The 16,720-nt window shown below is 65.0% G+C and carries 18 protein-coding genes; 4 read left to right on the plus strand and 14 right to left on the minus strand.

Annotation, left to right across the window (positions count from 1 at the left end):
• Positions 1-18: 18 nt before the first annotated feature.
• Complete coding sequence (locus tag V3B30_RS16180; protein WP_329809731.1) at positions 19-411, minus strand: hypothetical protein; 393 nt, start codon at positions 409-411, stop codon at positions 19-21.
• Between the two features lie 25 nt (positions 412-436).
• Complete coding sequence (locus V3B30_RS16185) at positions 437-688, minus strand: hypothetical protein (protein WP_329809732.1); 252 nt, start codon at positions 686-688, stop codon at positions 437-439.
• On the opposite strand from V3B30_RS16185, the gene V3B30_RS16190 reads away from it, so the two are divergent.
• The gene (locus tag V3B30_RS16190; RefSeq protein ID WP_329809733.1) at positions 687-992 is read left to right on the plus strand and encodes a hypothetical protein; all 306 of its coding nucleotides are present in this window, start codon (positions 687-689) and stop codon (positions 990-992) included. The genes V3B30_RS16185 and V3B30_RS16190 overlap by 2 nt on opposite strands.
• A gap of 84 nt (positions 993-1,076) precedes the next feature.
• Positions 1,077-2,963: a DUF262 domain-containing protein gene (locus V3B30_RS16195; protein WP_031285075.1), complete on the plus strand. Its 1,887-nt coding sequence runs from the start codon at positions 1,077-1,079 to the stop codon at positions 2,961-2,963.
• Positions 2,964-3,457: 494 nt separating this feature from the next.
• On the opposite strand, the gene V3B30_RS16200 is transcribed toward V3B30_RS16195, so the two are convergent.
• From V3B30_RS16200 to V3B30_RS16255, 12 genes are all read right to left on the minus strand, one after another.
• Positions 3,458-5,488 carry a DNA topoisomerase III gene (locus tag V3B30_RS16200; protein ID WP_329809734.1) on the minus strand — a complete coding sequence of 677 codons (2,031 nt, stop codon included), beginning with the start codon at positions 5,486-5,488 and terminating at the stop codon, positions 3,458-3,460.
• A gap of 294 nt (positions 5,489-5,782) precedes the next feature.
• Entirely contained in the window at positions 5,783-6,166 is a 384-nt protein-coding gene (locus tag V3B30_RS16205; RefSeq protein ID WP_329809735.1) for a single-stranded DNA-binding protein, read from the minus strand.
• The gene (locus V3B30_RS16210; protein ID WP_034365971.1) at positions 6,163-6,711 is read right to left on the minus strand and encodes a DUF3158 family protein; all 549 of its coding nucleotides are present in this window, start codon (positions 6,709-6,711) and stop codon (positions 6,163-6,165) included. Before V3B30_RS16210 ends, V3B30_RS16205 begins: the two co-directional genes overlap by 4 nt.
• A complete protein-coding gene (locus V3B30_RS16215) occupies positions 6,708-7,496 on the minus strand; it encodes a PFL_4669 family integrating conjugative element protein (RefSeq protein ID WP_329809737.1) in 789 nt (262 codons plus the stop codon). The genes V3B30_RS16210 and V3B30_RS16215 overlap by 4 nt, the downstream gene beginning before the upstream one ends.
• A 187-nt stretch (positions 7,497-7,683) precedes the next feature.
• Positions 7,684-8,436, minus strand: coding sequence for an OST-HTH/LOTUS domain-containing protein (locus V3B30_RS16220; RefSeq protein ID WP_329809738.1), 753 nt, complete (start codon positions 8,434-8,436; stop codon positions 7,684-7,686).
• 237 nt (positions 8,437-8,673) lie between these two features.
• Entirely contained in the window at positions 8,674-9,867 is a 1,194-nt protein-coding gene (locus tag V3B30_RS16225; RefSeq protein ID WP_329809739.1) for an STY4528 family pathogenicity island replication protein, read from the minus strand.
• 2 nt (positions 9,868-9,869) lie between these two features.
• Entirely contained in the window at positions 9,870-10,430 is a 561-nt protein-coding gene (locus tag V3B30_RS16230) for a DUF2857 domain-containing protein (RefSeq protein WP_329809740.1), read from the minus strand.
• A gap of 17 nt (positions 10,431-10,447) precedes the next feature.
• Complete coding sequence (locus V3B30_RS16235; RefSeq protein WP_329809741.1) at positions 10,448-12,106, minus strand: ParB family protein; 1,659 nt, start codon at positions 12,104-12,106, stop codon at positions 10,448-10,450.
• Positions 12,099-12,347 carry a type II toxin-antitoxin system HicA family toxin gene (locus V3B30_RS16240; RefSeq protein ID WP_329809742.1) on the minus strand — a complete coding sequence of 83 codons (249 nt, stop codon included), beginning with the start codon at positions 12,345-12,347 and terminating at the stop codon, positions 12,099-12,101. The genes V3B30_RS16235 and V3B30_RS16240 overlap by 8 nt, the downstream gene beginning before the upstream one ends.
• On the minus strand, positions 12,331-13,197 hold the full coding sequence (locus V3B30_RS16245; RefSeq protein ID WP_329809743.1) for a ParA family protein: 867 nt from the start codon (positions 13,195-13,197) through the stop codon (positions 12,331-12,333). Before V3B30_RS16245 ends, V3B30_RS16240 begins: the two co-directional genes overlap by 17 nt.
• 41 nt (positions 13,198-13,238) lie before the next feature.
• A complete protein-coding gene (locus V3B30_RS16250) occupies positions 13,239-13,457 on the minus strand; it encodes an AlpA family transcriptional regulator (RefSeq protein WP_329809744.1) in 219 nt (72 codons plus the stop codon).
• Positions 13,458-13,566: 109 nt separating this feature from the next.
• The gene (locus V3B30_RS16255) at positions 13,567-14,328 is read right to left on the minus strand and encodes an ATP-binding protein (RefSeq protein ID WP_329809753.1); all 762 of its coding nucleotides are present in this window, start codon (positions 14,326-14,328) and stop codon (positions 13,567-13,569) included.
• Between the two features lie 749 nt (positions 14,329-15,077).
• On the opposite strand from V3B30_RS16255, the gene V3B30_RS16260 reads away from it, so the two are divergent.
• Entirely contained in the window at positions 15,078-15,455 is a 378-nt protein-coding gene (locus V3B30_RS16260) for a helix-turn-helix domain-containing protein (protein ID WP_329809745.1), read from the plus strand.
• On the plus strand, positions 15,455-16,699 hold the full coding sequence (locus V3B30_RS16265) for a type II toxin-antitoxin system HipA family toxin (RefSeq protein WP_329809746.1): 1,245 nt from the start codon (positions 15,455-15,457) through the stop codon (positions 16,697-16,699). Before V3B30_RS16260 ends, V3B30_RS16265 begins: the two co-directional genes overlap by 1 nt.
• The last annotated feature ends 21 nt before the right edge of the window (positions 16,700-16,720 follow it).

Here is a 16,720-nt window from a genome sequence, read left to right on the forward strand (position 1 = left end):
TGGTGTGCCGTGCGTGGCTCACCAGCCGCTGTAGTGCAGCGTCAGGTCGGCGATGACCTTGCGCCGTTCCAGGTCGAGACCGCCGAGGTCGGACAGCCCCTCGAAGCCGCAACGCTTGAGCATCGCGCCGCCCTCGCGGGCGTTGTAGAAGCTCACCATCGCGGACAGGAACATCCGCTCACCGCTGCTCAGCACGCCGAGGGCGTCATTGAGCATCAGCAGCTTCGGCCGCAGATCCCACTTGGTAGTGGCACGCTGCAGGCCCTCGCGGGTGCCGTCGCCGAACCATTCGGCTCCGGCGATGTTGACGCCGCGTTTCCACGCCTCGGAGAAGGCTTGGGGCGCGGCGGCGAAGTGCTGGTGTTCCAGCTCAATCTGATCAAGTACCTCTTGAGGCAGGGCACGGTTCATGACATGGGCTCCTGGTGGCTGGACATCACGGGTTGAGACGCTGCTGCCAGCGGCCAGTTTGCAGGGCGTGCTCGGCGGCGTTGTGCGAGCGGAAGTAGCTGACCGACTCGCGCGAGACGGGACCGTCCGCATCGGCGGTGCCGATGTAGTGGCCGGCTGCGCTGCACAGCACCTGCAGGGGCAGGCGCTTGCCGACATAGGCCAGGGCTTGGTAGCCGATGAATTCGGCGCGGGCCTGTTCAGCACTCAAAGGTGCCGGTGCGAACGCAAGGGACATGGGTTTCTCCTGGTGGTTGAAGACCGGGAGCACCACGTCCTGTCGGGAGCGGATGCGTCCCGAAGGGTTGAACATCGAAAACACCGGCGTCGTGGCGACGCGCGTCCGCGGTGGTCGGTGCGAGGCGGACTGGATCGGTCAACGCGGCGAGGCGCGTTGCAGCCTTGAAAACCGGGGCTGCCAGGGCATGGTGCTGAAAAAAACAGCGACGCATGAACACAGCATCAAGGATCAGTCTGGTGACGTCGCGCTGAAATCCGTACTGTGCTTCGCCCAGGTTCTTCAGTACGAAGAAACGGGCTAAGCTAGATGGTTGTGCTTGCAGTACTTTCGACGGTGGAGAGAGGTGCGCGAGCGTGTTATCGGATAGGTAGGAGGGATTGCCCCTGTGGATTCACGCACATTCACCATTCAGCAGATCTACCAGGATCGACGCCAGTATCGAGTGCCTTTTTACCAACGGCCCTACGTGTGGAATCGGGATGACCAATGGGGACGACTCTGGGAAGATATTCGAGACAAAGCAGAAGCGCGCTTGTTAGGCGACAAGGCCGTACCTCATTTCATGGGTGCCGTCGTGCTGGAGCCGCAGAAAAAAACCGGATTGTTAGGCGTGGAACGTCACCACATCATCGACGGTCAGCAACGACTGACGACGATGCAGTATGTGCTGACTGCACTAACCCTCGCTCTACGAGAGTGGGGGCAACCGACGTTCCAGCCGATCATAGAAGCGTGCTTGCGCAACGGAAACCCGGAGACGATGGAGGACCGCGAGGTCGAAGCCTTCAAGTTGTGGCCGACTTTTCGAGATCGGGAGCCATATGTTCGGGCGATGACTGCCACTTCGCTGGAGGAACTTCGTGAGCGTTTTCCAGCGAGCTTCACGCAGACCGGAAACCTTCGAAAAATCGGTGTTGATCATCCGCCCGCCTTAGAGGCAATCGTTTTCTTTCGCGGAGCGATGGTTGAATGGGCAAATGAGCATAAAGATCAAGCGATCGAAGCAATCGCGATGGCACTGGCAACAGCCACTCTGACCGATCTTTCGATCGTGTGCATCTCCCTCGGCGAAGAGGACGACGCCCAGGTCATTTTCGAGACCCTCAACGGGCATGGCGCCGAGTTGCATGCCACCGATCTGATTCGCAATTTCATCTTCATGCGTGCCGGTACCAACGCAGATGATCTCTACGCCAATCTGTGGTGCCAATTTGAGTCTCCGCTATGGTCTGAGTCGCAGTCGAGGGGACGTCTAAGCCGCCCGAGATTGGAGTGGTTCGTTCAGACCGCCGTTCAGGCGGAAACCGGTGACGAGATAGATATTGGCCGCCTATATGCTGGATATCGGCGCTTCGTTGACAACTCAGCGACATTGCGTGATGCGGATGCGCAGCTAGGCATGCTCAACAGGCACGCCGAACATTACCGTGCCTTGGTCACAGGTACCGGCGATTTGCCCATCGGTGTATTTGGTCGCCGCATCGGCGTGTGGGATGCATCACCTGTGCATGCTCTAGCCCTTAGAGTGGCCGCGTCCTCTCTGTCCGTGGACGAGCAGTGCGAGATATTCGATTGCGTCGAGTCCTACTTGGTGCGCCGGGCTATATGTGGGCTCACTCGCAAGAACTACAACAAGGTCTTCGCTCAGCAATTAAAGAAACTCCAATCAGGCGAACTAAGTGCAACTGCATTCCGTGCCACATTGGCGGAGGGGACGGGAGAAATATCCCGCTGGCCACGCGATGAAGAATTCCGTCGCCATTGGCTGAATGGTGATGCCTACCCGGGAAGGCTCGATGCGGGAAAGTTGCGAGCAATCTTCCACCGTCTGGAAACGGCCATGCGCTCTGAAAAGAGCGAGGAGCGTGTCCCGTTGGCTTTGGATACGCTGGATATTGACCACATCTTGCCCCAGACATGGCATACGTACTGGCAGCTTCCAGACGATACACATGCGACGGCCAACGATGTATCCCAGGCTCGTATCCTTCAATATGCCCCGGATAACCTTGATGAGCGATCGAAATTGATTCTTGCGCGAGAGTCCGCGGTACCGCGCTTGGGAAATCTTACGCTCGTCCACTATGGCGTGAATCGTGCGCTTCAGAACCATGCGTATGCGCAAAAACGCCAAGCTTTGTTCAACCACTCAAACCTGCAGCTCAATCGCGAGTTGATGCAACGAGATCAATGGGATGAGGATGCAATTCTCAAGCGGGGTGAAATGCTGTTTGAAGTTGCTCGAACTTTGTGGGCCGGCCCCGATTCATAAACCAAGCAAAAGACAATAAGGAAGGCTGGGGACAGCTGGTCTCCAGCCGAAGACAAACGCGCCACCCGTGGCTTGCTTGAGCACCTTAGGCCGTCGTCAAAGCCATTCGCTGCTTCAGCAATCTCACCCGACCCGTTTCGTGGCTGGGGCCGGCATCCTCTGGCATGTATCCACACACAAAGGGAGCCCGTTGTTCCGCCGGCGGGCACCGGCACCGAATACCGTCGACCGCAAGCGGTCTCCTGGCATCTCGAAGCCTTGCGAGCCAAGGCGTCAGGAGACCGTTCGCGGATGGACGGAAACACCTTGATCAACGGAACCGTGATGAGCGCGATTCGATAGAGAAATGACCTTCTCGCCCTGCCAGCCGTGATCGGCCTGTGCAGGACGCGCACACCGTTGCAGAAGGGAACGCGCGCTGGGGAGTCCCGCGGGGCGCGGGAGGTTTGCCCCGCCGTCGGCAAGAGCCGGCGTGGCAGAGGGAGACGTGGGCGTCAGTTCGCCTTGGGGCGCCGACGCGGTGTGCTGGAGGTGCGGCTAGATGCGCCGCGCTTTCCTGCCGGGGCATCTTCGACCGGCTGCGTACCCTTGCAGTCCGGGTAGCGGCTGCACGACCAGAACGCGCCGCTCTTGCCGCCGCGCTGGCGCATCGGTGCGCCGCACTGCGCGCAGTCCGGCGGAGGCGACAGCTTGATGGCGAGCGTGGCGCCGCGGTACTGCTGCACGAGCTGGGCGACCCAGCTCGATTGCTTGGCGATGAAGGTGTCCAGCGTCATCTGGCCGGCCTCGATCATGTCCAGTGCCTGCTCCCACACCGCCGTCGTGCCCGGGTCGGCAATGGCTGCCGGCACCGCGTCGATCAACGTGAAGGCCGCATCCGATGCACGGATGGCACGGCCTTTCTTTAAGAGATAGCCGCGGGCCAGCAACCCGCTGATGATGTTGGCGCGCGTCGCCTCGGTGCCGATGCCCGTGGTGTCCTTCAACTTCTGCTTCAGCCGCGGGTCGGTCACGAGCTTGGCGACGCCCTTCATGGCCTTGACCAGCTCGCCCTGCGTGTAGGGCTTGGGCGGCAGCGTCTTCAACGCCTTCAGTTCGACTTTGGCGACTTGGCATGAAGTTCCAGCCTGTAGCGCCGGCAACACCTGCCCGCGCTGCGCGTCCTCTCCGTCACCGTCCTCGGGCTCCGACGCCGCCTGTACCTGGCGCCATCCAGCCACCGCGATCTGCTTGCCGACCGCGACCAGCGGCTGGCCGCCGCACGTGAGCTGCGCCACCGTCCGGTCGAACTCGTGATGCGGCAGGAACTGCGCGAGGTAGTGGGCGCGGATCAGCCGGTAGACGGCCAACTCCTTGTCGGTCATCGCCGAGAGATTGGCCGGCTCCAGCGTGGGGATGATGCCGTGATGCGCCGTGACCTTGCCGTCGTTCCACGCTCGCGAACGCTGCTGGCGGTCCAGGCGGTAGATCAACGGCCGCAGGCTGGGATCGGTCTTGACCAGGCTGTCGAGCACGGCCGGCACCTCGGCCAGCATGCTCTCGGGCAGGTAGCCCGAATCCGAGCGCGGATACGTCGTCGCCTTGTGCGTCTCGTACAGCGCCTGGGCAATGTCCAGCGTCTCCTGCACGTCGAGGCCCAACTGCTTGGAACACACCTCCTGCAGCGTGCCCAGGTCGAACGGCAGCGGCGGTGCCTCGCGCACGCGCTCGGTGTCCACTGACACGACCTGCGCATCGCGTGCGGCGCGAATGCAATCCGCAGCCTGCTGCGCCACCGGCTGCTGAAGGCAGCGACCCGCTGCATCGGTGCTGCCTTCGTGCGGTATCCAGCTCGCGGTGACGGACCGGCCGGCATGGGATAGCAGCACGTCCACGGCCCAATACGGCACAGAGACGAAGCGCGCGATCTCGCGATCACGATCCACCACCAACTTCAGCGTCGGCGTCTGCACGCGCCCCACCGACAGCACGCCGGTGTAGCCGGCCTGCCGACCTAGAAGCGTAAACAGCCGGCTCAGGTTCATGCCGATCAGCCAGTCGGCACGCGAGCGGGCCAGGGCCGAGTAGTACAGCGGCAGCGTTTCGGCGGACGGCTTGAGCGCACCCAGCGCCTTGCGGATCGACGCATCGTTGAGCGCCGACAGCCACAGGCGCTGAATCGGCCCGTGGTAGCCGCACAGGTCGATGATCTCGCGGGCGATCATCTCGCCCTCGCGGTCGGCGTCGGTCGCAATCACCAGCTCGCCCGCCTTGGCGACGAGCTGCTGCACGAGCTTGAATTGCACTGCGGTCGCCGCCTTGGGCTCGACACGCCAACGCTTAGGAAGAATGGGCAGTTGCTCGATGGCCCAGCGCTTGTATTGCTCACCGTAGCCTTCGGGTGGAACCGCCTCCACCAGATGACCGATGCACCAGGTCACGACGACACCCGCGCCGCTGTAGCAGCCGTTGCCGCGTTGAACGGCACCCAGCACACGGGCGATGTCCTTGCCCTGGGATGGCTTCTCGCACAGGAACACGCGCATGAAGCCTCCTTGGAAATGTGCGGTTCATCGGATGGGCGCCAGCTTGGCGGGGTCAGGAGATGCCGGCAGCAAGGAAGCCGATTGATGCAGACATCGCTTTGTGATCGGCAGGCGGCCCGTTGCCGCAGCGGTGTGCATAGACCGCAGGAGCTGGCACAGCAAGATCGTCGTTTCGGGAGGGCGGCTGGAACTCCGTGGACGACCTTGGAGCTATCCCCTGGGGATAGCTCGCTGGTGCATCGCGGGCGTATGACGGTTGCTACAGCCGCCCTCGGGGGAACGGCGATGGGCGAATTACTGTCCGCCGGTCGGCTTGGTGCTGAGCGCCACCGACTCGATGCGGTACGGCAGGATGCCCACGCGCCGCGCCTCGACCTTGAACGTCACGCGCTCGTTCTCGTCGGCGTCCTCCCATTCGTCGCGCACGGTGCGGCCCTCGACCAGCACCCGCATACCTTTCTGGTACAGCGTCTTCCAGTGCTCGGCGTCGCGGTGCCACAGCTCCACGGGCGCCCAGAAGCCGCCGCGATCTTCGTACTCGCCGTCCTTCTTCTGGATCGGGTTGTCGAAGTAGACGTTCAGGCGAAGCAGCCGGCGCGGCTCGTCGTTGCCGTTCGGAAATTCGCGGTAGTCCGGCGCAGAACCGATGTTGCCCTCGCCGACGAAGTGCGTGCTCATGGAGACTCCTTGGTGGTGGGTGGAACGGACGCGGTATGCCCGTGGACGCGCCGCAGGTAAGCCGCTTCGGCCTGCGCGGCCTTGTTGGCGCATTCCAGGGCTTGGCGGGCGATACTGTGGGTCAGGCTGATCTGCATGTTCAGCACGATGCGCTGCAGTTCGATCGCGTACAGCTCGTCGATCAGCGAGGCCGGCGTCGCGGGGTTGGCCAGCAGGGCCTCCCACAACGCCACGCCCATGGAGGAACGGTCGAGGTTGCGCCAGCGCAGGAAGGTCGTCCCTGCACCAGTGGCCTGCTGGGCCAGTTGCACGTCGAGCAGGCTGAAGGGGTAGGCGCGCGCCTGGGGCAGCACGCGCCGCTGCGCCAGGCCAATCACGTCGTCGCGCAGCGCTGCGCACTGGTTGGCCCAGGTCTCCAGACTCCCCTTACCCTTAAAAGGCTGTAAAAGGCCTTTTAGGTAGCCTGCGTGTTCCAGCCGCTGGAAGTCCGCCTGTTCCAGCGCCACGAAGCGCGTGGAGTGGCTGATAGGGGGCGATGCTGTCATGCGCCAGCACCCTCATCGCCCGCAGCACCATCGGCTGCGCCACCCGTGGGAGCGTGCGCATCGGGCACGATGGCAGGCGCAGCAGGCGGCGTGCCGGGCTTGGTCGTCCGCCGCGCGATGGGTGGCGCGAAACGCGAGCGGCGCGTGCCTTCCAGCACGTCCTGCGGCAACTCGCCGAACTTCTCCAGCGCCGCTCGCGCCGCCGCGTTCTTCGCCGCGAAGTCGTCGCGCGTCGTGCCCGAGTAGCGGTACTGCTGGGCCAGCGAGAACAGGCTGCGCAGCGCGTGCGCACCATCATTGAGCCAGCGCTCCAAGGCGCTGCGGTCGATCAGCGCCGTGTGGTGCGCCAGGATGAGTTTGCGTGCCAGCTCGTCGTAGCCGGCCAGCAGATACACCGCCATGAAGCCGAGCTGGGCGTTCACGAACAGCGGCAGCTTCACCGGCTGCACGTTCATGTTCTCGCCCAGGGACAGCGCCGCTGGCACGTCGGCCAAGGCCTGATCCACCTGTTCGCGCAGGGTCTGCAGACGGGTCTTGGTGTCGGCGAGCTTGTCCTCGATCCGCAGCATCCACCAGTCTGAGTAGGGGTCGTCCTGCTCGGCGCCGCGCTTCATTTTGTTCATGGCGCCGATGAAGCCGTTGAGACCGATGATGCCTGGGCGCCCCTCGGTCGGCGCGCGGCCATGCCAGATGCGCGATGCGTGGTGCGTGTGCAGCGTCAGCGACATCGCGCTGCGCAGCGATCCGAGATTCAGTTGCAGGGGTTCTGTGCGTTCGTTGGCCATGGAAGCGACTCGCGGTGAAGGGGTGAGTCGCCAGCATCGGCATCGGCCGGAAGGCCGTCAGTCAACAAACCGCAGCCCATGCGCGCCCGGTTTGTCCGCACGGAAGGCTGTGTGTGCCGGCTATCCCCTGGGGATAGCTCGGCGGAGTCGTTCGCGGCTCGCGCGGAGGTGAGACCGCGTCGCGGGGTTATGCCTCGCGAGGTCTGTACCAGGCGGCCCGTTGACCCTCCACCTCACGGTAGCGAAGCTCGAACAGGCGGCACTCGTGCACCACCTGACGCCAACTGCTGCAGCCGTACTTGGCTGGAAGCTGCTCTGGATGCCGGCCCGCGATCCAGCGGCCAGCAGCGGCGATGGGTGTCCAGCCCTCGACGGCCAACTGCGCGGCGGCCTCGCGCAGCGCGCGGACGATGCCGGCGGCCGGCCAGTCCACCGTGCCGTCCGGCGCGATGCCATTGACCACCAGGTCGTGGAACACATCCGACTGGACGAACTCCGCTGCCAGGCGCCGCGCCTGATCCATGTGCTCGGCCCAGCCGCGCAACTGCTCGAAGTGCTGATCGATGCGCGTGTAGGCGGAACCGAGTTCGTCCTGTGCGGTGCGGCACCCGTCCACGGTCCATAGATCGTGCTGGTCGATGAAGTGGTGCACCAGGGTGTTGCGCAGCGATACCAGGTCTTTGAGGTCGGCCTGGGTCTTGGCGTAGTCCTGCGCAGACAGGCTCAGTTGCACGCGCGTGCGAAAGGAAATCACATCGCCGGGAAGATCGTCGTCGCGTTCCTCGCCGCCATTTCCATCGGTGACGATATACGAACCAAACAGTTGTCCGACCAACGTGCCCAGGGTCTTGGTCGCGGCATCTTCAATCCGCGCTGCGTGAATGGCCTCCAGCGAATGCGCCGGGCCTGAAATCTCGTGGTGGGCCACGATGGCTTTCATGAGGCGCTCGTATTGTTGAAGGCGCAACAGGCATCTGCCCAGCAAGCGCTGAACGTCTCGCTGTAGTGGTTGCAGTGCGTTTGTGGCGGGGGAAGTCGTCATGTCCATCGTCGGCCGGGCTCGTGCGTGGCTGTCCTCGTCTGATTCACAGGCGACTGTTTCGCCTGTCATTCGGCGGGCGACAATCGAGCGCTGCGGAAAGATGTCTGTTCCAGCTATCCCCTGGGGATAGTCAACTCAGCGATCACGCAAGGCTTCTCGGAGCTGCGCCAGGTAGGCACGTGCCACCTCGGGGTCAGCCGCACGGGATGCCGGCGGTGACGATGGCGCAGGTGGCGGGGGCGCTGGCGGTGCCGATGCACTTTCTCCGGCCCAGGCCTTGAACTCCCCGCGCAGTGCCTTCTGGATGATGCCAAACAGGTAGCCGGCCGGGTTGCGTACCGCGCTGTTGTGGCAGCGTGCCACCCATTCGTCGAGAACAGCCTGCCTCTGCGCCTCGTCCACCTGCTGCAGCGCCACCAGCGCGCCGGCCTGCTGCTCGTCCTTCAAGCGCAGGAAACGCTCGGGCAGCCGCAGGTTCTGCAGGGCCCTCGCGCGCGGTACTGTACGTACTTCATTTATACGAGCATTACGTACTGTACGGTCCTCCTTTGGAATCCGAAGAGAGCCGTCCGGCGCGGGTTTCGGCCCTGCTTCGGATTCCGAAGACGGGCGTGCGCCATTCCGAAGCAGGGCTTCCTGGCCTTCTTCGGATTCGTGGTCCGCACCCTCCTGTGGATAACCTGGCGTCGTCCAGCCATGCCGCGCCATGCGCTGCGCGAGCACCTGCAAGCGGGTCGGCAGCGTGCGCCCGCTGAGCAGCGGGTCTTCAGCGATCTCCCGCAGCGTGTTCATGCCCACGACCTGCACCGCCTTCGCCGCGTGCGTGAGCGCTTGGCTCACCAGGCCCAGATAGTCGGGGTCGAGCTGCATCGCCTCGAAGGGCGACAGCGGTTCGTCGTGCAGCACGTAGAGGTTCCCCTGGATGCGGCCGGTCTTGGGATCGCGCCGCCGCCGCACCAGGCTGAGCCCGCGCGTCAGCCGCAGCAGCGTCAAGGCGCGCGCCACGGTCTCGTGCGAGGCTTGCGCCGCACAGGGCATGGACGCCAGATAGGGGCGGAGTTGGTCGTAGGTGGGAAAGGCGGTCACGCCGTCGTCGTTGAGCTGCAGGCGGAACACCTGCCAGGCATTGCGCTCCAGCGGCGTCAGGCGCCGGTCGAGGAACAGCGCGCGCGGCACGCTCTCGTGCCGGTTGCCGCTGTAGAGAAAACCGTCCTGGCTCGCCGCCGTGCCCTGCGCCGCTTCCTTCGGCTCAAGGTGCCGCAGCGCCTCGTCGAACAACGCCGACAGCGCAACCGGGCCATCGCGCCGTGATGCGCTGCCCGTGGTCATGGCTACACCAGCCCCTGGTCGATCCAGTTCCGTATCGCCGACCAGATCACCGACATGGGCAGAGTCATGGCCTCGGCCAGATCCATGGTCAGCTCCAGCATCGCCATGTCGTCGGTCAGGGCGATATGGTGCTCGGAGACGCCGGCCTTCCAGCGCTCCCACAAGGCCACGTCCTGCGCCTCGTCGAGCACCGGATGCCGGCCCTTGCGCTTGGGCAGCCCGAGGATGTCGCGGCGCAGCGCCACTTCCTGATGCGTGAGGCCGTAGAACTTGCTGACCATCTCCGTGCTCGCCCCCAGGCGCAGCATGCGGTCCACCGTGGCGATCTCCCGCTCCACGTCGTGCACCTGGCTCAGCAGCCGCTTCAACACTTCCCGGTTCACCGACACCGAACACCACGACACCGTGGCATTCACCAGCATGCTCACGAGTTCGGGGTGCTTCAGCGCATCCAGCTCCTCCTCGCCGAAGCCCATGGCCTTGCAGCGGCGCAACTGGCCGTTGCGCAGGTCATGCAGGGCCTGGGCGATCACGGCCTGGTTGAGCGGGTGCGGTGCCGACATACGGGAGCCTCCTGCGCTCAGGAATCCTGGCTCGCTACGCCGGCTTCCAGATCCAGCAACCGGCGCGCCAGGCGCAGCAGACGGAACAGCTTCACCAGCGCAGCATCGCTCAGGCGTGTGGCCGAGCCGCCGTGGCCATGCAGCAGCGCCGCCAGCTCGTCGGCCAGCCGCGCGCGGTCCAATCCGTTCGCGGCGAGCGGCGCCGCACTCAGTACATGCAGCAGGTTCAGCACCGCCCGCGCGAACGCAGGCAGCGCCTTTGCCTGGCCCACGGCCGGCGCCACGCAGACAAAGCCGATGCCGCCGACGCTGGCCTCGATGTGGTCGCCGACCGCCGCTTCCTCGCCGATCTCGCGCGCGAACTGCGCGATGTGCACGCGCAGGCGATCCGGCACGTCCAGCCCCGGCTCGACGTACCAGACGTCCGAGATGGGATAGAGCCCGCCGACCTGCACGGGGATCGCACGCAGCGCATCGGCCTCGAAGTCGGGCAGCTTGTCGCCGAGCTGGTCCGCAACCATCCGCTGGATGGACTGCAGGCGCTCGGTGGTCGGTGCCGGTGTCACGATGTGCCCTTGCAGGCGCTCTTCGCGTACCCCGTGCTGGTCCTCCGGCGCTTCGGGCGATGCAGGCGGTGTCGCTGCTGGCGCCGGAGGCGCGACCGGCGTGGTGTCGCGCGGCACAGACGAGGCGGGTGGCTGCTGAGGCGCAGAGACCGGCGGAGGAGGACCAGCAGGCGCGACAGGCGCTGCCGGTGGCGTCGGCGCCGCCGGTTCGCTGGTCAGCGCACGCTGGCGGGTTTCGCTGTCGTTGATCTCCAGCGCCAGCGTGTCGTAGTCCGCCTCCAGCAGCTCGGCCATCTGGCCGACCAGCTCGTCCTGCACCCGCTGCGGCGAGAAGTCGTCCGGCTGTGTGTCGAACTGCGTCAGCACGTCCTGAAACAAGGTGGCGAAGTCCACGGTCACGGTGCGGCCCAGCGCACGCCGCTCCCAGGTGCGCTCGCACGCCTTGCGCAACACCGCGAGCCGGTCCACCTGATGCCGGCCCAATCCGCCGTACAACAGCGTCGGGATCGCCGGCAGCAGGTAGCGCACCGCATCGTTCATACGGCTGATGTGCGACTGCGGCACCGGATAGCCGTCGGCAGTCAGCCGCCGCGCAAGTTCGCTTTGCGACAGCGCCTGGCCGCTTTCCTGCTCGTAGAACTCGCGCGCCTTCTCGATGCCCAACGCCCGCTCGATGAAGGTCAGCCCGCCGCGCAGCTCGTTCTCGGCCAGATGCCCGGTCAGCGCCACGATTTCGCCGCGCGCCGGCCACGGCCGAAACAAGCACGGTACGCGATAGAAGCGTTCCTCCTTGGTCTCGCTCCACAGTTCGCGCAGGATGGCGAGCCGCGTATTGCCACCGTTCCTGATGATGTAGTGCGCCTCGCCCGGCCGGCGCGTGATCGCCGGCGGCGCGTCCAGCCCGCGTTCGCGGATCGACGCCTTGATTTCCTCGTAGGCCGGGTTGCGCGTCACGCGCGGGTCATGTTCATAGGGGCGCAGCTCGTCCAGCGTCACCACCATCGGTGTGTCGGCGATGGGGTCGGTCAACGCCCCGGCCGAAGGACCGCTGCGTTCGAAGCCCTTGGCCAGCAGCTTGGCGGCCATGTCCTGCGGCGTCGGCTCAGCCATCGCTGCTCTCCCGAGACACCGTCAGTACCTGTCGATCGGCGCGGCGAAGCTGCGCGCGTGCGTTGCGGCTGGCGCGGTGATCGCTCGCAGTCGAGCTGGTATAGATCGCGGCGCAGCCGGGCTTGGTGAACATCAGGTGCCCGCCGCGCGTGCGCTTCACGTGCCAGCCTTCGCCCAGCGCGAACTCGATCAGCGCGCGCAGCCGCTCATGGCCGCGGGCCAGTTCATGCGCGTTTGCCATGACTGGCTCCTCCTGCGTGGCCTCTGCCGGTAACGCACGCGAAGCGTTCCCGCCATGCCGGGAACAGCTCGCCAGCCAGCGCACGCATCGTTTCCAACGCCGCAGGCGCAGTACGGCCCACCGGCTGCCGGTATTCGACGCGATGCACTGGCAGTCCCCGTGTGGCAGCACGTGGGTAGGCTTCGATGGCCGGGACGTCGGTGTTCAGGACCTGTATGCCTGCGTGCGCCTGGAACACTTGTCGCAGGGCCTGCTGGATAAGTCGGGCGTTCGACGAAACCGGATGCACACGGTTGATGAGCAAGCGCAGCGGCGGCGGCTCGATGCCGAGGTGCCGATACGGAGCTATGTCCTCGATCAGTTGCAGCGTGCCGCGCCTCAGCTCACGCGCCGCCAGGATTTCCGGCGTCACCGGTGACAGCGCCAGACTGGAGGCCAGTACCGCCATCTCCAGCAGCACACTCCGCGCTCCCTGGGTATCGATCAGAAGCAGGTCGTAGTGCGACGCCAGTGCGGGGAGCAGGTGACGCAGGCGCAGCCGACCATCGGGCGCGTGCAGCAGCAGTGTGTTCAGTTCGCCGCGATGGTCGTTCGACACCACCAGGTCGAGACCCGCCACAGCGGTCTGCGAAGCCAATTGCTCGATACGCTGCTCATTGAAGGCCAGCATCTCGTAGATGCCGGCAGGCGCATGCGTGCCGAGCGTGAAGTAGCTCGACAAAGTGGGCTGTACGTCCAGGTCCAGCAGCAGCACGCGCAGTCCCGCATCGGCGATGAAGCCGCCCAGGTTCGCTGCGGTGGTCGTCTTGCCGACGCCACCCTTGGTCGAAATGATGGATACCACCTGCATGGTGCGACTCCTCGTGGAAGGGATTCCGGGGGGGCGCGGGCTCACGCCCGCTCCCTGAGTCGATCGGTGATCCACTGATCGATCTCCACCGAATCCCATCCGATGGCGCGTACCCCGAGGCGCAGGGGCTTGGGAAACTTGCCCTCCTTGATCAGGTTGTAGATGTGGGCGCGTTTGAAGCCGGTCTTGGCCTCGACTTCCGCGCGGCGCAGGATGCGGTGTTCGTTCGGCGCCGCGGTGGCGATGGACTGGGCAGTCACGAGGGACACTCCTTGGCGCTGTGTAGCGGCGGTGATGGAAGTGCCCGTATTCAATAGCGCGGTTCCCGCGCAGTCACCGCAAGTGCAGACGCGCCGTCTGCACTTGCAGTCAGCGGTCCTGGGTGGCGAGATGACGCTTGGCAGCCGAAAACTTCGCCCATAGCGTTCGCTCGCTGATCCCGGATTTGTCGCCGTAATGGGCAACCAGCGCACTGATGACCGACTCCAGCGTCTCGAAAGACGAATAGGGAACGCCATTGGGTGACTTGCCCAATAGCAGGGTCAGAAGACCGCCAACGATGTTCAGGTAGGTGGATTCACTGCGGGCGCCCGGCATCCCGGATCGCTTCTCGCGCTCCGTGCGCGCCTGGTGCTCCTGGCTGAGCGTCTGGAACTGCTCATAGAGCGCGTCCCAGGCTTGCACCTTGTCGGCAAGCTGGAGCTTCAACGCCTCGCGATCCATGACCAGTGCCTGCACGGCATCGACACTGACGGCCGGATGCAGGTGACGCTCGAAGGCATCGAACAGGAAGGCCGGTCGCTGGTCGGGATAGAAACGGATCATCCATGCCTTCAGATCGACGTGGCGGATCGTGAGGCCAGGGTCATCGAGCAAGGCGGGATCGTTGCTCGTGAGGCCATCCTTGCCGTAGGGAAGGTCGAGATGCACCAGTGCGTCGTAGATCCGTTCCGCGTTCAGGCGAAGCTGTGGCCAGCGCGCCAGTTCGGGGTGCTCGGGCAAGCGGTTCATCCCCTTGGCGACATCGAGGATGCGGCGCTCGAAACGCGACAGCCCCGCCCACTGAATGGCCGCCTCGATCGGACGATAGAAGACCTTGGCTTGGGCGTCGGATGAAGGTGGCTTTCGCATGGCTGCTCCCTGGTAACCGGATTCAGGACATCTGTTTCCTCTCGTTGATTGGAATCGCCGCCGGGACGCGCCTTCACGGCGCGAGACGGTGGCGGCTTGGCTTGTGGCAAAGGCCGGGATGACGGATGTGCACCAGAGCAGCCGCCTGTCGATATGGCGCTTGTCCACCAGCACCGAGCCTCTGCGTGGCGGTATGCTTCAAGCGGTTGACTGCCCATGGCAGGATGGCTCGATAACGAGGTTTTGCTACAGACGCCATCGCGGCGAAAGACGGATTCGGTCTTCTTGCGTTCGAGCCTGGGCGTTGCCGGCGAGCAAGACAGCGACGGTCTATCAGCAGACGCAGTGCGGGCGGAAACAGGTGTGGCGATGCCGCCTCGACGGGGTGCGGCGAGGTTTCGGGCAAGACGCGAGAGGTCTGCCTCCAGATCGACAAAGCATGACGCCCCGTTTCTCTCACTCGTACGAAGGAGCCGTTTTTGTGGCTCCTGCGAACAATCGAATGGTGACGAGGTGAGATCACCTGCCGGATTTCATCGGGAGTTGGTAGCCCGGTGATACCTCTCACGAACAGGACCGCTAGCAATGGCGCGGCGCAGTCACCAGAACTTGCAAGGGGCAGGCATTGCTGGGTTGACTGCCTTCCATTTTTGCATTCAAATATGAACGTTTAATTGGAAAATTAACTCATATTTGAGGCCATAGAGATGTCTTCTTCCGAGCAAAAGCGCTCTGGTGCGCAGGTGGCGATGCCGCAGCCCGTCTCGCGCGCGCTGCGCCGCCTGGGGCAGGACATCTCGGCGGCGCGGCGCATGCGCCGCCTGAGCCAGGAAGACCTGGCGCAGCGCATCGGCACGTCCCTGAGCACCGTCAGGCGCATGGAAGATGGCTATCCCGGCACCGCGCTGCATACCTTCCTGCGTGCGCTGCACGTGCTGGGTCGGCTCGATGACCTGGCCCAGGCGATGACCCTGGAGAACGACGCGCTCGGCATGGAACTGGTGCGGGAGCAGTTGCCGCAACGGGTGCGCACCTCGTCCGGCAAGAAGCGCCCGGCGGTTCGCTCGAAGACAGCGGCCGGCGAAGGCGACGCGCACGGGCACTCCGATGACCTGGAGGGCTTCTGATGGCAACGCCTCGACCCACACGACGTCCGGCCCTCGAAGTCCACCTGGGGGCGAGCGGCTTGGTCGTGGGGCGCCTGCATCTTGGCAGCGGCCGGCGCAGCGCGTTCAGCTACGACGAAGGCTGGCTGCGGGATGCCCGTTTCTTCACGCTGTCGCCCGATCTCCAGCCGGTGGCCGGCGTGCAGCATCCCCGGCAGGTGTTCTTCCTTGCGCTGGAGGACACCGCGCCCGACGCCTGGGGCGAGCGCGTGATCCGGCGCGCCCATGCCAGGCTGCGGCAGGAAGACCGCGATACGCCCGCATTGGACCCCGTGGACTTCGTGATGTGGGTGGATGACGAGGCGCGTGTCGGCGCGCTGCGTTTGTTCGATCCGCAGGCCGGCGTCTACCTGCGCGCCGGCGGATCCCACCGGCATGTGCCGCCACTGGTGGAACTGGACAAGGTGCTGCAGGCGACGCGCGCCCTGGAGGACGGCACGGAGAGCGCGCAGGACCTGCGCTACCTGCTCGGGCAAGGCACGTCGCTGGGCGGCGCCAGGCCCAAATCCACGGTGCGGGATAGAGACGGCCGGCTGGCGGTGGGCAAGTTTCCCAGTCAGGCGGACCGGCGCGACGTGATCCGCGGCGAAGTGCTGGCCATGCAACTGGCGGCCAGGGCCGGCATTCGCGCGGCGCCGGCCCGCGTGGAAATGATCGGCGGCACGGCGGTCGCCATCATCCGGCGTTTCGATCGCACCGACGATGGAGGCCGCATCCCTTACGTGTCGGCTGCGACGATGCTCCAGTCCGATGGCCGCGATGCGACGCATGCCTACACCGAACTGGTGGATGTGCTGCTCCAGTCGGGCGCCGATCCGATCGCCGACATCCATGAACTGTGGCGGCGGCTGGTCTTCAACTTCCTGATCTGCAACACCGACGACCACCTGCGCAACACCGGCTTTCTGTACGACGCGCGCCAGCGCGGCTGGCGCCTGTCGCCGGCCTTCGACCTGAACCCGATGCCGGGTGACCGTCGGGAGAGCAAGACGTGGTTGACCGAGGATACTGGCGTCATCGACAGCCGTGACATGCTGATGGCCGCCGCGTCGTATTTCAGGCTGGATGCCGCGCAAGCGCAGGCGATCTGGAACGAAGTGACCCAGGCCGTGGCGGGCTGGCGTGCAGTGGCCCGGGGATTGGGCATGCGCGGTACCGACCTGCTGGATTTCGAGCCGGCGTTCGTCGAATCGACCACGCCCTGACGACATCGGCAGGACATACCG

This window comes from Stenotrophomonas sp. SMYL41 (genome assembly GCF_036319965.1).
In the GTDB taxonomy this organism is placed as follows: Bacteria; Pseudomonadota; Gammaproteobacteria; order Xanthomonadales; family Xanthomonadaceae; genus Stenotrophomonas; species Stenotrophomonas maltophilia_R.

Bases quoted from the DNA above. Each gene is read 5' to 3' on its own strand.
- V3B30_RS16230 (WP_329809740.1), bottom strand. From the start codon at position 10,430: ATGTCGGCACCGCACCCGCTCAACCAGGCCGTGATCGCCCAGGCCCTG.
- V3B30_RS16235 (WP_329809741.1), bottom strand. From the start codon at position 12,106: ATGGCTGAGCCGACGCCGCAGGACATGGCCGCCAAGCTGCTGGCCAAG.
- V3B30_RS16185 (WP_329809732.1), bottom strand. From the start codon at position 688: ATGTCCCTTGCGTTCGCACCGGCACCTTTGAGTGCTGAACAGGCCCGC.
- V3B30_RS16190 (WP_329809733.1), top strand. From the start codon at position 687: ATGGGTTTCTCCTGGTGGTTGAAGACCGGGAGCACCACGTCCTGTCGG.
- V3B30_RS16200 (WP_329809734.1), bottom strand. From the start codon at position 5,488: ATGCGCGTGTTCCTGTGCGAGAAGCCATCCCAGGGCAAGGACATCGCC.
- V3B30_RS16225 (WP_329809739.1), bottom strand. From the start codon at position 9,867: ATGACCACGGGCAGCGCATCACGGCGCGATGGCCCGGTTGCGCTGTCG.
- V3B30_RS16255 (WP_329809753.1), bottom strand. From the start codon at position 14,328: ATGCGAAAGCCACCTTCATCCGACGCCCAAGCCAAGGTCTTCTATCGT.
- V3B30_RS16265 (WP_329809746.1), top strand. From the start codon at position 15,455: ATGGCAACGCCTCGACCCACACGACGTCCGGCCCTCGAAGTCCACCTG.
- V3B30_RS16215 (WP_329809737.1), bottom strand. From the start codon at position 7,496: ATGGCCAACGAACGCACAGAACCCCTGCAACTGAATCTCGGATCGCTG.
- V3B30_RS16205 (WP_329809735.1), bottom strand. From the start codon at position 6,166: ATGAGCACGCACTTCGTCGGCGAGGGCAACATCGGTTCTGCGCCGGAC.
- V3B30_RS16240 (WP_329809742.1), bottom strand. From the start codon at position 12,347: ATGGCAAACGCGCATGAACTGGCCCGCGGCCATGAGCGGCTGCGCGCG.
- V3B30_RS16180 (WP_329809731.1), bottom strand. From the start codon at position 411: ATGAACCGTGCCCTGCCTCAAGAGGTACTTGATCAGATTGAGCTGGAA.
- V3B30_RS16245 (WP_329809743.1), bottom strand. From the start codon at position 13,197: ATGCAGGTGGTATCCATCATTTCGACCAAGGGTGGCGTCGGCAAGACG.
- V3B30_RS16210 (WP_034365971.1), bottom strand. From the start codon at position 6,711: ATGACAGCATCGCCCCCTATCAGCCACTCCACGCGCTTCGTGGCGCTG.
- V3B30_RS16220 (WP_329809738.1), bottom strand. From the start codon at position 8,436: ATGAAAGCCATCGTGGCCCACCACGAGATTTCAGGCCCGGCGCATTCG.
- V3B30_RS16260 (WP_329809745.1), top strand. From the start codon at position 15,078: ATGCCGCAGCCCGTCTCGCGCGCGCTGCGCCGCCTGGGGCAGGACATC.